The 13807-nt window shown below is 74.9% G+C and carries 15 protein-coding genes; 7 read left to right on the top strand and 8 right to left on the bottom strand.

Features of this window, described 5'->3' with window-relative positions:
* Positions 1-82: 82 nt before the first annotated feature.
* The 5 genes from rsrA to ACWEVO_RS13205 all read right to left on the bottom strand — a co-directional run bounded on the left by rsrA (position 83) and on the right by ACWEVO_RS13205 (position 4431).
* Positions 83-370: a mycothiol system anti-sigma-R factor gene (gene rsrA / locus ACWEVO_RS13225; RefSeq protein ID WP_452307781.1), complete on the bottom strand. Its 288-nt coding sequence runs from the start codon at positions 368-370 to the stop codon at positions 83-85.
* A gap of 2 nt (positions 371-372) precedes the next feature.
* Positions 373-1179, bottom strand: a complete 807-nt coding sequence (locus tag ACWEVO_RS13220; protein ID WP_452307780.1) for a sigma-70 family RNA polymerase sigma factor — start codon at positions 1177-1179, stop codon at positions 373-375.
* A gap of 832 nt (positions 1180-2011) precedes the next feature.
* Entirely contained in the window at positions 2012-2629 is a 618-nt protein-coding gene (locus ACWEVO_RS13215; protein ID WP_452307779.1) for an alpha/beta hydrolase family protein, read from the bottom strand.
* Between the two features lie 487 nt (positions 2630-3116).
* The gene (locus ACWEVO_RS13210) at positions 3117-3509 is read right to left on the bottom strand and encodes a WhiB family transcriptional regulator (protein WP_452307778.1); all 393 of its coding nucleotides are present in this window, start codon (positions 3507-3509) and stop codon (positions 3117-3119) included.
* 211 nt (positions 3510-3720) lie between these two features.
* A complete protein-coding gene (locus tag ACWEVO_RS13205) occupies positions 3721-4431 on the bottom strand; it encodes an SOS response-associated peptidase (RefSeq protein WP_452307777.1) in 711 nt (236 codons plus the stop codon).
* A gap of 102 nt (positions 4432-4533) precedes the next feature.
* Here ACWEVO_RS13205 and aroA point away from each other — a divergent pair, with 102 nt between their 5' ends.
* Genes aroA through ACWEVO_RS13185 form a run of 4 tightly spaced genes read left to right on the top strand, consistent with a single transcriptional unit; the run spans position 4534 to position 8690 of the window.
* Complete coding sequence (aroA, locus tag ACWEVO_RS13200; RefSeq protein WP_452307776.1) at positions 4534-5835, top strand: 3-phosphoshikimate 1-carboxyvinyltransferase; 1302 nt, start codon at positions 4534-4536, stop codon at positions 5833-5835.
* Between the two features lie 55 nt (positions 5836-5890).
* Positions 5891-6922, top strand: coding sequence for a ribosome small subunit-dependent GTPase A (rsgA, locus tag ACWEVO_RS13195; protein ID WP_452307775.1), 1032 nt, complete (start codon positions 5891-5893; stop codon positions 6920-6922).
* 16 nt (positions 6923-6938) lie between these two features.
* Positions 6939-7757, top strand: coding sequence for a histidinol-phosphatase (gene hisN, locus ACWEVO_RS13190; RefSeq protein WP_452307774.1), 819 nt, complete (start codon positions 6939-6941; stop codon positions 7755-7757).
* Between the two features lie 60 nt (positions 7758-7817).
* Complete coding sequence (locus ACWEVO_RS13185; RefSeq protein ID WP_452307782.1) at positions 7818-8690, top strand: hypothetical protein; 873 nt, start codon at positions 7818-7820, stop codon at positions 8688-8690.
* Positions 8691-8855: 165 nt separating this feature from the next.
* Here ACWEVO_RS13185 and ACWEVO_RS13180 read toward each other — a convergent pair whose 3' ends face one another.
* On the bottom strand, positions 8856-10118 hold the full coding sequence (locus ACWEVO_RS13180) for a glycosyltransferase (protein WP_452307773.1): 1263 nt from the start codon (positions 10116-10118) through the stop codon (positions 8856-8858).
* 217 nt (positions 10119-10335) lie between these two features.
* On the opposite strand from ACWEVO_RS13180, the gene ACWEVO_RS13175 reads away from it, so the two are divergent.
* The 3 genes from ACWEVO_RS13175 (at position 10336) to ACWEVO_RS13165 (ending at position 12804) form a co-directional block, all read left to right on the top strand.
* Positions 10336-11337 (top strand): SDR family oxidoreductase, encoded by a 1002-nt coding sequence (locus tag ACWEVO_RS13175; RefSeq protein WP_452307772.1) that lies wholly within the window; start codon positions 10336-10338, stop codon positions 11335-11337.
* Between the two features lie 56 nt (positions 11338-11393).
* Complete coding sequence (locus ACWEVO_RS13170; RefSeq protein ID WP_452307771.1) at positions 11394-12149, top strand: ATP-binding protein; 756 nt, start codon at positions 11394-11396, stop codon at positions 12147-12149.
* Positions 12150-12231: 82 nt separating this feature from the next.
* Complete coding sequence (locus tag ACWEVO_RS13165) at positions 12232-12804, top strand: DUF5709 domain-containing protein (protein WP_452307770.1); 573 nt, start codon at positions 12232-12234, stop codon at positions 12802-12804.
* Positions 12805-12807: 3 nt separating this feature from the next.
* Here the strand turns inward: ACWEVO_RS13165 and ACWEVO_RS13160 are convergent, their stop codons facing one another.
* Complete coding sequence (locus ACWEVO_RS13160; protein WP_452307769.1) at positions 12808-13440, bottom strand: response regulator; 633 nt, start codon at positions 13438-13440, stop codon at positions 12808-12810.
* Between the two features lie 10 nt (positions 13441-13450).
* Positions 13451-13807: sensor histidine kinase (locus ACWEVO_RS13155; protein ID WP_452307768.1), on the bottom strand; the 357-nt coding region annotated here is incomplete at its 5' end.

Genomic DNA, 13807 nt, shown 5'->3' with positions numbered 1-13807 from the left:
TGAGCTTTCTGGGGCTGAACGCAGCGGTGGCCCGGGTCCGATCGGACCCGGGCCACCGGCGTCTTCAGCGTGTCGCGGTCGCTCAGTCGGCGAGCTCGCGGGACTCGGTGGTCTCGAAGACCACCAACTCGGTCAGGCGGACGCGCAGCCGCTCGCGGAGCTGCTCGGGCGCCGTCTCGTTGCCGCAGCAGCGCGCGACCAGCGCCTTCACCTCCTGCTCGATGCCGTACTCCTGCAGGCAGGGCCCGCACTCCTCCAGGTGGTGCCGGATCAGCGTGCGGCGCTCCTCGGCGCACTCCAGGTCGAGGTAGAGGTAGACCTCCGCGAGCACCTCGCGGCAGTCCGTCTCGTGCGGCTCTCCACAGCTCACGGTCACACCTCCCGGCCGGCGGCGGCGGTCGAACCCTTCGACGGCGCGGAACTGAAGCCCCGCTCCGCCGCGTACTGCTCGAGCAGCTTCCGCAGATTACGACGACCGCGGTGCAGCCGGGACATCACGGTGCCGATCGGCGTGCCCATGATGTCGGCGACCTCCTTGTAGGAGAAGCCCTCGACGTCGGTCAGGTAGACCGCCAGGCGGAACTCCTCCGGCAACTGCTGGAGGGCCTCCTTGACGTCGCTGTCCGGCAGCCGGTCCAGCGCCTCGGTCTCGGCCGAGCGCAGCCCGCTGGAGGTGTGCGACTCCGCCTCGGCGAGCTGCCAGTCGGTGATCTCGTCCGTGGGAGCCTGGACGGGCTGGCGCTGCCGCTTCCGGTAGGAGTTGATGTAGGTGTTGGTCAGGATCCGGTAGAGCCAGGCCTTCAGATTCGTACCCTGCTCGAACTGGTGAAAGGCGGCGTACGCCTTCAGGTACGTCTCCTGGACCAGATCCTCGGCATCCGCCGGGTTGCGGGTCATCCGCAGCCCGGCAGCGTAGAGCTGGTCGACGAAGGGCATCGCGTCCCGCTCGAAGCGGGCCCTGCGCTCGTCCGTCTTCTCGGTGGTCAACCGCACATCCCCTCGCGTCGGATGCTTTCCCGCCGAGGATACGCGTACCCGCCTGACGCCAGATTCACTTCCGGACTGTGTGCTGGTGCTCACGGCCGATGCCGCCGCGGGCCACTCCGGCGCGTCGAGCAGCCGTCTGAGCTGCTGCGCGTCCCGTTCGTCCCGCTCCCGGCTCCGTGTCTCGGTCGGCACCGGTCACCCCCCTCGGCTGGAAATGTCGTCCGGAGGTAGTAACGCCCGCCGCCGGTCGGCACATTCCGCCGTCCCGCCGTTCCTGGTCCCGGCCTCGGCCGCGACCGACGCTGGGACCAGGAAGGGCCTGGGAGGATGGCCCCGGAACGCCCGAACCGGACGTCCGGCACCATCCGATGCAACGACCCGCCGCCACCCACGGTCACGCCCCCGCCGCCGACAAGATCACCCCCGGCCCCTCGCCTCCGGCCCTCGCCCCCTGGCCCCGGCCCTCGCCCCCGGGCCCTCGCCTCCGGTTTCTCGCCCCGCGTCGGCGGCCGCCCGCCTGTCTCCGTACCCGCCCCCGACCCGCGGATGGCTGGCTCCGCCCCTCCGACCGACCCGCGCCCTTCAAGGTCACGCTCGAACCGCGAAGTAGTGGTCTCGACGGAGCCGGGAAGCCGCTACTTCCCGGTTCGAGCACGATGGCGCTGGCATCCCGCCCGCCTCCGCCCGTGAGTGGAACGTCATGGAGGTCAAACGGCTCGTTTCACCTCCATACCGTTCCACTCAGGCGCTGCACCCCGCCTCTGGGTGCGTTTGTTGTCGCCGGGGCGCAGCCCAGGCGACCAGCCGCGCGACCCGGCCCAGGACGAGCAACGCCCGGCAGGGCCCAGGACGAGACGCTGGCGACCTCGCGGGACGAGCAGCGCGAGGGCCGCGGGACGGGCCGCGTGCGACGCGGCGCGAGAGGGGACGCCAGCGACGGCCGCTGCGGCGCGAAGGGCCGGCCCGAGCGGATCAGGCGCACAGCCAGTCGCGGACAGGCGCCGACGACGGCCGGCCGAGCGGGTCAAGGAGCGGCCCAGCCCCGGGCGCGCAACCAGTCGCGAACCACGGCCGCCGTGCCCGGCGGGTCGCCGCGCAGGTCGTGCCGTTCGCCGGGGCGAGTCACCACCTCGACGTCCGGTCCCGGCTCGGGCACCCCGAACGGGTCCCGGTCCCCGTTGACCACGAGGGTGGGCAGACCGGTCCGTAACTCGTCGGCGCGGGAGCGTTCCGGGCGACCGGGCGGGTGCAGCGGGAAGGCGAGCGCGACGATCCCGGCCGCGCCCGTCGCGCCAGCGGTCCGGCAGGCGACCCGGGCCCCGCTGGAGCGGCCGCCGACCACCCAGCGGACGACGTCGGGGTGGCGCTCCCGGAGCGCGGTCAGCACCGCCGCCCACGCCTCGTCGAGGTGCCCCGCTGGCGCCGGCGCGCGCCGGCCGGCGACCCGGTACGGCTGGGTCACCCGGACCACGCCCACCCCCGCGGCGACCACGGCGTCGCGGACCGCGACCAGGTCCGGTGCGTCCACGTCGCCGCCCGCGCCGTGACCGAACACCAGCAGGGTGGCGTACCGGGTGGCCGGCAGGTCGGTGTCGACCCGGGCCGGGCCTCGGGCCGTGGCGATCTCGTCGGTCTGCCGCACCGACCCATTCTGCCGCCCGGGCCGGCAGGCCTGACGACGACCGGCCCGGCCGCGCGAACCGGGCACGGAGAACGTGATCGGCAGGCCGGCCGGCGACCGGCACAACCGCGCGAACCCGGCACGGACAACGTGATCGGCAGGCCGGCCGGCGACCCCGCGCGACGCCGCGCGGGCGGAGCGGGCCGGACGGCGACCGACCCGACCATGCGAACCCGGCGCGGACGAGGCGGTCCGCAGGCGCCCTCCGTCCCGGCACGCGCCGGGACGAGAGGAGACGAGACCAGACGGACGCCGAGCCGGCGCAACCCCGGTGCCGGTCCCCAGTTCCGGTCGGACGGACGGCGGCCAGCACCACCGCCCGGCCATCGGCGGACGAGGCGGGCCGCCCGGCCGGAACAGCGCGGCCGTCCAGCGCGCGCATTCGCGGTCAGGGCGGAAAAAGACCGTCGCCCGCACCCCGGGAAGGAGCGCGGGCGACGGTAGGAAATCAGCTCAACGGCACCAGCGTGAGCAGCCGGTCGCGGACCGGCGGACCGGCCTCCTCGAGGGCGTCCGGATCCGGTTGCACCTCACTGCGCCAGGCGACGAGCATGGCCCGCCGTTCGCGCGGTGTGGTGCCGCCCCAGACGCCATGACAGTCACCCACCTCGAGCGCCCAGGCGAGGCAGGATCCCTGCACGTCACAACTGCGGCAGAGCGCGACGGCCGCATCGGCCGGTTCGTTCGGCGCCGGAAAGAAGGTCTCCGGATCCACACTCTGACAGGTCCCTCTGGTCCGCCACGCCTCGTCCTGGCGCCGCTCGCGCAGTGCCCGCAGCAGGCGCGGGTCTCGTCGTGCGGCGGCCACCTCGTGCGGGCGGGGCATACGTGCCCGTGTCAATACACCCACCTCCCCCGTGGGACCGGCTATGATCATGAAGAGATCGATGGGTGTCATCCGCCCCGTGCGAACAGACGCCCAACGCCGGCGCTGTGTTCTATCGCACTTCCGGACACGGGGACAAGGCTCTACGGCAAACATGCCTAAACAACCGGGCGACGATTCAGGCCGAACCCCGGCAAATCAGCACACGACAATGTGTCGCCACTGCTCAGAACAGCGTCGCTTCCGTAACAACCTCCTCGCGGGCGAGCGGAACCCGGACGGTGAGCGCGGAACCGTCGTTGCGGACGTCCCCGACGGCCGGGGAGACCGGGCGGATCTCCAACCCCGCGAGCCACTCCGGCGGAGGCGGGACCAGCAGCGCGGCCGGCTCGTCCGTCGGCCCGAGCCACGACGCCCAGCGCTCTCGGGGCAGCAGCAGCGGCATCCGGTCGTGCACCTCGGCCAGCTCGCCAACCGCCGCGGTGGTCAGCACGCTGAACGTGAGCAGCGCCCGATCGGCGGACTCCCAGGCCGACCAGATGCCGGCGAAGGCGAGCACCGCGCCGTCCCGCGGGGTCATGTAGTAGGGCTGGCGGGCGCCGCCCGGGCCGCGGACCCACTCGTACCAGCCGTCGGCGGGGACCAGGCAGCGCCGGCGGGCGAAGGACGGGGCGTACGCCCGGCTGGTGGCGACGGTCTCGGCCCGCGCGTTGATCATGCGGGCCGCGCCGGCCGCGGTCCGGGACCAGTGCGGCACCAGCCCCCAGCGGCCGACCGAGAGCGCCCGGTGCCCGTCGGGCGAGATCCGGACCAGCGGCACCGGGTCGGTCGGGGCGACGTTGAAGTCCGGGCCGACCGCACCGCCGGTCTCGTCGTACGACTCGAACAGCGCGCTCAGGTCACCCGCGCTCCGACTCGTCGCGTACCTCCCGCACATGGCGCACACGCTAACGCCCCGCGGCCCTTCCGGCTGTCCCGCCAGCCGGGAGCTGGGACGACGGACGGTTCCCCCGGCCGCGCGAATTGGCACAATGTGACCGTGGGGAATCTGACCGCGACGCGTGCGCCGCAGCCGTGGACCGCGCCGACCGCGACCGACCCGGTCGGCATCACGCTGCGCCTGCCCGGCTCCAAGTCGATGACCGCCCGGGCGCTGGTGCTCAGCGCGCTGGCCGGCGGTCCCTCGACGCTGGCCCGGCCGCTACGCGCCCGGGACACCGAGCTGATGGCCGGCGGGCTGCGCGAGCTCGGCGCGCACGTGTCCGTCTCCGACGACGAGCGCTGGCTGGTCCGGCCGCACCGGCTGGTCGGCCCGGCCCACGTCGACGTCGGTCTGGCCGGCACGGTGATGCGCTTCCTGCCGCCGGTGGCCGGCCTCGCCGAGGGTCGGGTCACCTTCGACGGCGACTCGGCGGCCCGGGTCCGCCCGCTCGGCCCGCTGATCGGCGCGTTGCGCTCGCTCGGCGTACGGATCGACACGCCCGCGACCGGCAGCCTGCCGCTGGCGGTCCTCGGCGCCGGCCGGGTCGCCGGCGGCGAGGTGGTGATCGACGCCTCCGCCTCCAGCCAGCTCGTCTCCGGCCTGCTCCTGGCCGCGCCCCGCTTCGACCGGGGTGTGGTGGTCCGGCACGTGGGCCCGCCGGTCCCCTCCGCGCCGCACCTGCGGATGACGGTGCAGATGCTGCGGGCCGCGGGGGCGGCGGTCGACGACACCACCCCCGACGTCTGGACCGTCGAGCCGGGCCCGCTGACCGGGCGCGGCTGGGAGATCGAGCCGGACCTCTCCGGGGCGGTGCCGTTCTTCGCCGCCGCGCTGGTCACCGGCGGCGAGGTGACCCTCCAGGGCTGGCCGCGCAGCAGCATGCAGCCGGTCGAGCAGCTGCGCGCCCTGCTGACCCGGATGGGCGGCGAGGTGACGTTGGGCACCGCCGGCCTCACCGTCCGGGGCACCGGCAGCGTGCACGGCCTCGACGCCGACCTGTCCGACGTGAGCGAGCTGACCCCGGCGCTGACCGCGCTGGCGATGCTCGCCGACTCACCGTCCCGGCTGACCGGGATCGGGCACATCCGGGGGCACGAGACCGACCGGATCGCCGCGCTGGCCAAGGAGTTCGCCGCGCTGGGCGCGGACATCACCGAGTCCACCGACGGGCTGGAGATCCGGCCCCGCCCGCTGCGCGGCGGCACCTTCCGGACGTACGCCGATCACCGGATGGCGCACGCCGCCGCGGTGGCGGGGCTGGCCGTCCCCGGCATCGAGGTGGACGACGTGGCGTGCACCTCCAAGACCATGCCGGAGTTCCCGGCACTATGGTCGGGGATGGTGACCGGCAAGAACTGACGCGACGGGGGGCGACGTCCTGGCGACCAGACGGCGGGAGTACGACGAGGACGACGTGCGGGTCCGGCCCGGGAAGTCGTCGCGTCCGCGTACCCGGACCCGGCCCCGGCACGAGGACGCCGTCGACGGGTTCGTGATCGCCGTCGACCGGGGCCGCTACACCTGCGTGCTCCCCGACGCCGGACCGGACACCCCGACCGTCACCGCCATGCGGGCCCGGGAGCTGGGCCGCAAGTCGGTCGTCGTGGGCGACCGGGTCGGGCTGGTCGGCGACACCTCGGGCGCGCCGGGCGCGCTGGCCCGGATCGTCCGGATCGCCGAACGCAGCTCCGTCCTGCGGCGTACCGCGGAGGACGACGCCACCACCGCCGAGGGGCGGCTGGAGCGGGTGGTGGTCGCCAACGCCGACCAGTTGGTGATCGTCAGCGCGCTGGCCGACCCGCCGCCGCGGACCGGGTTCATCGACCGCTGCCTGGTGGCCGCGTACGACGCCGACATCGAGCCGCTGCTCTGCCTGACCAAGGCCGACCTGGCCGGCCCGGAGGCGGTCCTGGACTACTACACCGAGCTGGAGCTGCCGTACGTGCTGATCCGGCCGGACTCGTCGCTGGACGCGCTGCGCGCGCTGCTGGCCGGGCGGGTCTCGGTCCTGGTGGGGCATTCGGGAGTGGGCAAGTCGACGCTGGTCAACCGGCTGGTCCCGGAGGCCGACCGGGCGGTCGGCAGGGTGAGCGCGATCGGCCGGGGCCGGCACACGTCGACCAGCGCGGTGGCCCTGCGGCTGCCCGGAGCCGGCGGGGGCTGGATCATCGACACCCCCGGGGTACGCAGTTTCGGGCTGGCGCACGTCTCGGCGGAGAGCCTGCTGCACGGCTTCTCCGATCTGGTCGAGGGGACGGTCGACTGCCCGGCGAACTGTCAGCACACCGCCGAGGAGGCGGACTGCGCGCTGGACGCCTGGGTGGCCGCCGGCAAGGCCGACCCGCGGCGGCTGGCGTCGTACCGTCGGCTGCTGGCCTCCCGCAGCGGGGACAGCGACTCCCGCGAGTCCGACCAGCGGAACCCGGGGGATCCGCTGGAGCGGTGACGGCTAGCGTGTCGGCATGACCCGGTACGCCGACGACCTCGCCCTCGCCCACCGGCTGGCGGACGCCGCCGACGCCATCTCCACGGCCCGCTTCCGCGCCCTCGACCTGCGGGTCGACGCGAAGCCGGACCTGACCCCGGTCTCCGACGCGGACACCGCGGTGGAGCGGGAGATCCGCGCCCTGCTGGCCACCCACCGCCCCGGCGACGGCCTGCTCGGCGAGGAGTACGGGGAGCAGCCGCCCACCGGGCCGGACGGGCGCCGCTGGGTGGTCGACCCGATCGACGGCACGAAGAACTTCGTCCGGGGTGTGCCGATCTGGGCCACCCTGATCGCCCTGCTCGAGGGGGACCGCCCGGTCCTCGGCCTGGTCTCCGCCCCGGCGCTGGGCCGGCGCTGGTGGGGCGCGCTCGGCGCCGGCGCGTACGCGGGCCCCGACCCGGCCGCCGGCGTGCCGATCCGGGTTTCCGGGGTGACCGACCTGGCCGATGCCAGCTTCTGCTACTCGTCCCTGACCGGCTGGGAGGCGGCGGGGCGGCTGGACGGGATCCTCCAGCTCATGCGGGACACCTGGCGCAGCCGGGCGTACGGCGACTTCTACGGCTACATGCTGCTTGCCGAGGGGGCGCTGGACGTGATGGTGGAGCCGGAGCTGTCGCTCTGGGACGTCGCGGCCCTGGTGCCGATCGTCACCGAGGCCGGCGGCACCGTCACCGCCCTGGACGGCCGGCCGGCCCCGGCCGGGACCGGCCCGGACGAATTCAGCGCGATCGCCAGCAACGGACCGCTGCACGACGACATCCTGTCCCGGCTCGGCCGGCCGGCCGAGCACTGACCCGCCGGTAGCCTCTATCCTCGCCAGGTGGTGTCCTCCGGCTGGTGCTTCCTCGCGGCGATGATCGTCGCGTACGGCTTCGCCAACCTGCTCCAGTCGATCGCGGCGGCACGGACCACCGTGCACCACACCTTCGATCCGGGGCTGCTGCTCCGGCTGGCCAGCCACCGCACCTACCTGGTCGGGCTGCTGTGCCAGGTCACCGGCTTCGTGCTGGCCTTCCTGGCCCGCCGCGACCTACCCCTGTTCCTGGTCCAGGCCAGTGTGGCGGCCGGGCTCGGGGTCACCGCGGTGATCGGGGTGGTGGTGCTCAAGTGGCGCCTGCCGGCCGCCGAGATCGCCCTCCTGGTGCTGCTGTTCGGCGGGATCACCGCGCTGGTGCTGGCCGCCCAGCCGGCCCCCTCCCGGCAGCTGGGCACCGCCGGACTGATCGGCCTGGCCGGGGCGGTGGCGGTGATCGCCGTCCTCGGGTTCTTCGCCGTCCGGCTGCGCGGCGCGCCCGGCTCGGTGGCGCTCGGCTCGCTGGCCGGGATGGCGTTCTCCGCCGCCGCGGTGGCCGCCCGCCCGCTCGCCTCGGCCGACACGGCGGAGGCGTTCGTCCGGGACCCTCTGCTCTATCTGCTGATCGTGCACTCGCTGATCGGGCAGCTGCTGCTCGGGCTGGCGATGCAGCGCGGTTCCACCACCGCCGCGGTGGCCGCGATGGACGCCGCCGGGGCGGTGCCCGCGGCGATCATCGGCCTGCTGCTGCTGAACGACCGGATCTGGCCGGGCCGGGAGTGGTTGGCCGGCATCGGTTTCCTGGCCACGCTGGTCTCGGTGGTCGGCCTGACCCGGTACGCGGAGCCGCAGCACCACCACGCGGTCGCTCGGGAGCGGGAGCGGGAACGGCCGATGATCACCGCCGGCGCCACCGTCCGCGCCCGCCGCTGAGCCCGACCGACGTCGCGCGGTCCGCTCGATCGACTCGATCTGCCGCAACCCGCGGCCTCCCGGGCGGGAGAGACCGCGACATTCCGCAACCCGTCGGCCGGAACCGGGCAGACGCCGGCGTGCGGCCGGAACCGGGCAGACGCCGGGGACGACGGCCGGCGTCGGTCAGGCGGCCTCGACCGGGCCGCGCTGCTCGGCGGCCACCTCGACGGGCTGGCGGGCCGCGGCCGCCTCCACCGGCTCGACGGGCCGGCGGCGACCGATCACCCGCTCGTAGAGCCGCTCCAGCGCGCCGGCCGTCCGTTCCCAGGTGTAGCTGCACCGGACCCGGTCGACCGCGGCGTGTCCGTACGCGAACCGCCCGGCGTTGTCGGCGAGCAACCGGCGCAGGGCCACCCCGAGGCCGCGTACGTCACCGGGCGGGACGAGCTTGCCGGTCACCTCGTCGACCACGGCGTCGGCGATGCCGCCCATCGCGTAGCCGACCACCGGCACGCCGCAGGCCATCGCCTCCAGCGACACCCGGCCGGCGGAGGAGTAGTGCGGCGTGCAGGCGACCACGTCGGCGGAGCGGTACCAGGTGGCCATCTGGTCGTGCGGCACCGCGCCGACCAGCTTCACCTGCTCGGCCACCCCGGTTCGCTCGGCCAGCTCGCGCAGCCGGCGGGCCTCGGCGTGGTTGGCGAGCTCCTCGGCGGGCGGACCGCCGGCGATCACCAGCTCGGCGTCACCGACCAGGCGCATGGCCCGGATCAGGTCGTCCTGGCCGTGTCCGGGCGAGAGCCCGCCGACGGAGAGGATGCGGGCGCGCTGGTCCCGGGGCGCGGCCTCGCCGTCGGGGTGGAACTGGGCCGTGTCCACCCCGGTGGGCACCATCGCCACCGCGCTGCGTTGCAGCCCCATCCGGGTCAGCTCGTCGACCTCGTCGTTGCACTGGGCGACCGCGATGTCGACCGCCCGGGTCAGCGCCCGCTCCAGGGGGATCCGCTCGCCGGGGCCGTCGTACCGCCGGCCGAGGTGGCGCAGCTGCTCGATGCCGAGCGAGTGGAAGGTCTGCACCACCGGGATGTCCGTCTCGCGTACCGCGTTCGCGGCGGCCAGGCCGCCCAGCCAGTAGTGGCCGTGCACCACCTCCGGCGCCCAGTCGCCGGACCACCGCCGCGCCAGCCAGCCGCCGAACTCGGCCACATGCGGCACCAGCTCGGCGGTGGGCAGCGGGGTGGGCGGGCCGACGGGGACCCGCTCCAGTCGGTAGCCGTCCACCTCGGTGGCGTCCGGCTGGCCCGGTTCGTCGCGCCGCTCGTAGACCCGGACGTCGTGCCCCCGTTCGGCGAGTTCTGCTGCGACCCGTGCGATGTGCTGGTGAGTGCCCACGGCGGGACCGTCGGCGGACGGTCCGGCGTGCGCGCACACAAGGCCGACGCGCATGGTGCACCTCCATGCGTTCATTGCAGCGGTGGGTCCTCCGGTCAGAGGGTCCCATTAACCCGGCCCCGGTGCGCCGAAACCTGGCAGATCGGGATCGGACCGGCCCACCTCGACTTTCCGACCCCGTCGTGCCGCCTGCCCGGATCCGGTCGGCGCCGGCCGTGATCCCTGCTACCCGGGTCGCATGACCGGCCCGGACCGGGGGTACCGGCCAGGAATGCCTCTCACCCGCGCCCTCGACGACGCCACCGTCGTGATCACCGGCGCGTCCAGCGGGATCGGCGCGGCGACCGCGTACGCGCTGGCCCGCCGGGGCGCGGACGTGGTGCTCGCGGCCCGCACCGAGGAGGCCCTGCACCGGGTCGCGGCGCGCTGCCGGGAGCTGGGCGGACGGGCCTTGGCGGTACCCACCGACGTGACCGACCCGGAGGCGGTACGCCGGCTCGCGGCGCGGGCGGCGGCGGAGTTCGGCAAGATCGACGCCTGGGTCAACAACGCGGCGGTGGGAGTCGTCGGGCTCTTCGACGAGATTCCGGTGGCCGAGTTCCGCCGGGTGGTGGCGGTGAACCTGCTCGGCACCGTGTACGGCACGAAGGCGGCCCTGCCCTGGCTGGACGCGGCCGGCGGCGGGGTGCTGGTCAACAACGCGTCCGTGCTGGCCGAGGTGGCGATGCCCTACCAGTCGGCGTACAACGCGACCAAGCACGGCATCCGCGGGCTGGCCGACACCGTCCGGCAGGAGCTGCGGGTGACCGGGCGGGGCAACATCTCCATCTGCACGGTGCTGCCGGCGAGCATCGACGCACCGTTCTTCCGGCACGCCGCCAACCACAGCGGGCGGGAGCTGACTCCACCCCCACCGGTCTACCCGCCGGAGGTGGCCGCCGAGACGATCGTCCGGCTGCTGCGCCGGCCCCGCCGCGAGGCGTACGCCGGGGGCGCCGCCCGGTTGCTGGGGCTCCAGTGGCGGCTGGCCCCGGCGCTGGTCGAGCGGGCCCTCGGCTGGTACGCCGCGCGCACCCAGTTCGGTCCCGGCGTGGCGCTGGACAGCGCCGGGAACCTGTTCCGGCCCGACGCCGAGGCCGCGCGGTCCGGCGGCTGGCACGGCCGGCGGCGGCAACTGGTCCGGGTGACTGCGGCGTTCGGGCTGGCCGCGGCCGGCACCGCGGTCGGCACCCTGGCCGCGATGACCCGGCGCGCGCGGACGGAGCGCGGATGAATCCGCTGGACCGGCCGGATGCGCATCCCTCACCCGACGTGCACAATGGGACGATCATGCCGACGGACGTGCGATGCCTGGTGGAGGCGGACGAATCGTCCGCGATCGTCAGGCTGACCGGGGTGCTCGACCCGGCCGGGACGGATGCGGTCCGCGATGCCCTGCTGGCGCGGCTCTGGCAGCGACCGGGCCCCGTGATCGTCGACCTGTCCCGGGTCCGGATCGCCGGAGCGGACGCCCGCGCCGTCGTCGACGAGGTGCACCGGACGGTGGCCGACTGGCCCGCCGCGGGGATCCTCGTGCTCGACCCGGCTGCCGGCCCCGATGCCGGCGCCCGGGGCCCGGCCGGCTTCGGCGGCGCGCCGGTCTACCGGTCGCTGGACGAGGCACAGGCCACGCTGGTCGACGCGCCGCTGGCGGCCGTGCTGAACGCCGACCTGCCCCCGCTGGCGGTGGCGGCCCGGGAGGCCCGCGGGCTGGTCACCGACGGCTGCGCCCGCTGGGGCGTGCCGGAGCTGGCCGAACCGGCGTGCATCGCGGTGACCGAGATGGTCAACAACGTGGTCGCCCACGCCGGCACGCCGATGACCATCCGGGTCGCTCCGCGCGACTCCGCGCTGCACCTGGCGGTCCGTGACCACTCCGCCCGGCTGCCCGCGTACGCCGGCCTGGCGCCGCTGAACTCGGCCGGGGGTCGCGGCCTGCTGCTCATCCACACGGTGGCCCGGAGCTGGGGCAGCACGCCGTTGCCCGACGGCAAGGTGGTCTGGTGCGTGCTGTACGCCGAAGACGAGGCGGCGTTCCAGGGCTGAGCCGCCCTCTTTGACCCCGTTCCTCCCGATCCACCCGGTCGAACGCGGTTAATGCGCCGAGCCCAGCGGGTAGTGACCACTCATGCGCGACGACGACTACCCCACCCCCGTGTCCGACCCGGAGGCGGAGGGCCTGCCCGACACCGCCGACGACGACTCGACCGCCAACGACGACGTCCGGACCGGCCGCGAGGCCGACGGCCCCGAGCCGGCGCAGCTGCCCGGCGACCGCACCCCGGTGGCCGTGGACCGGTACGGGACGACCGCCGAGGAGCAGCTCGACGGCGAGTCGCTGGACTACAAGCTCCAGCGCGAGCAGTATGAGCGGCCCGCCGACGACCCGCTGGCCGGCGCGGTCGACCCGGACATCGCCGCCGAGGCGGACAGCGAGGAGGCCGCCGCGCAGGCCCAGCTCGACGCCGACGTGATCGACCCCGGCCCGACCTCGGACCCGCACTCGCCGGTGTCCCTCTACGACCACGGGCAGCTCGGCGCGGTCGCCGACCATCAGGTGGGCCGGCTGGTCGAGCCGGACGAGGGCGCGCACACCGACCTGGAGACCGACAACGTCGCGTACGACGCCGGCGCGGCGGGCGGTGGGGCGACCGCGGAGGAGCTGGCCATCCACGAGACCCGGCCGCCGGAGGCGACCTGACCGTCAGTCGTCCAGGCCCCGCTCGATGGCGTACCGGGTCAGTTCGACCCGGTTGTGCAGTTGGAGCTTGCCGAGCGTGTTCTGCACGTGGTTCTGCACCGTCCGGTGGGAGAGCCCGAGCCGCTCGGCGATCTGCTTGTACGACAGGCCCTTGGCCACCAGACGCAGCACCTCGGTCTCCCGTTCGGTGAGCCGGGGTGCGCCGTCGTCCGCGGCGACCGGACCCGCCGCCAGCCGCCGGTACTCCCCCAGCACCAGCCCGGCCAGGCCCGGGGTGAAGACCGGCTCGCCGCCCGCGGTGCGGCGCACCGCGTCCAGGAACTCGGCCGGCGCGGCCGACTTGACCAGATAGCCGGTCGCGCCGGCCTTGACCGCGTCCAGGACGCGCTGCGGCTCGCCGCTGGCGGACAGCATCAGCACCCGGACCTCGGGCAGCGCCGCGCGTAGCCCGCGGATCACCTCGACCCCGGAGATGTCGGGCAGTTGGAGGTCGAGCACCACCACGTCGGGGCGGGCCGCCGGGGCCAGCCGGACGGCCTGCCGGCCCTCCCCGCTGGTCGCCACCACCTCGTACCCGGCCTCGGTGAGGTCGCGGGCGACGCCCTCACGCCACATCGGGTGGTCGTCGACCACCATCACCCGGATGCTACCGGCCGCTCCTGGGCACGCTCAGCTCGATCTCCGTACCGGCGCCTGGGGCGGAGACGATGCGCGCCGTGCCGCCCAGGTCGGCCATCCGGCCCCGGATGGACTGGGCCACCCCGAGCCGGCCCTGCGCCGCGGCCTCGGCGAGCCGCCCCGCCGGCATCCCCGGCCCGTCGTCGCGTACCGAGACCGTCACCGTCTCCCCCTCGTCCTCGATCAGCACCCACGCCCGCCCACCGGCGTGCCGGGCCACGTTGTCCAGCGCCGCCCCGACCGCGGCCGCCACCTCGCCGGCCACCCCGGCGGGCAACGGCACCGGGGTGGCCGGAGCGGCCACCTCGACCGTCGCCGAGGCGTA

The sequence above is a fragment of the Micromonospora sp. NPDC003776 genome, assembly GCF_053605645.1.
The sequence above is the reverse complement of the archived record's forward strand: the minus strand, read 5'-3'. Positions and strand labels throughout refer to the sequence as shown.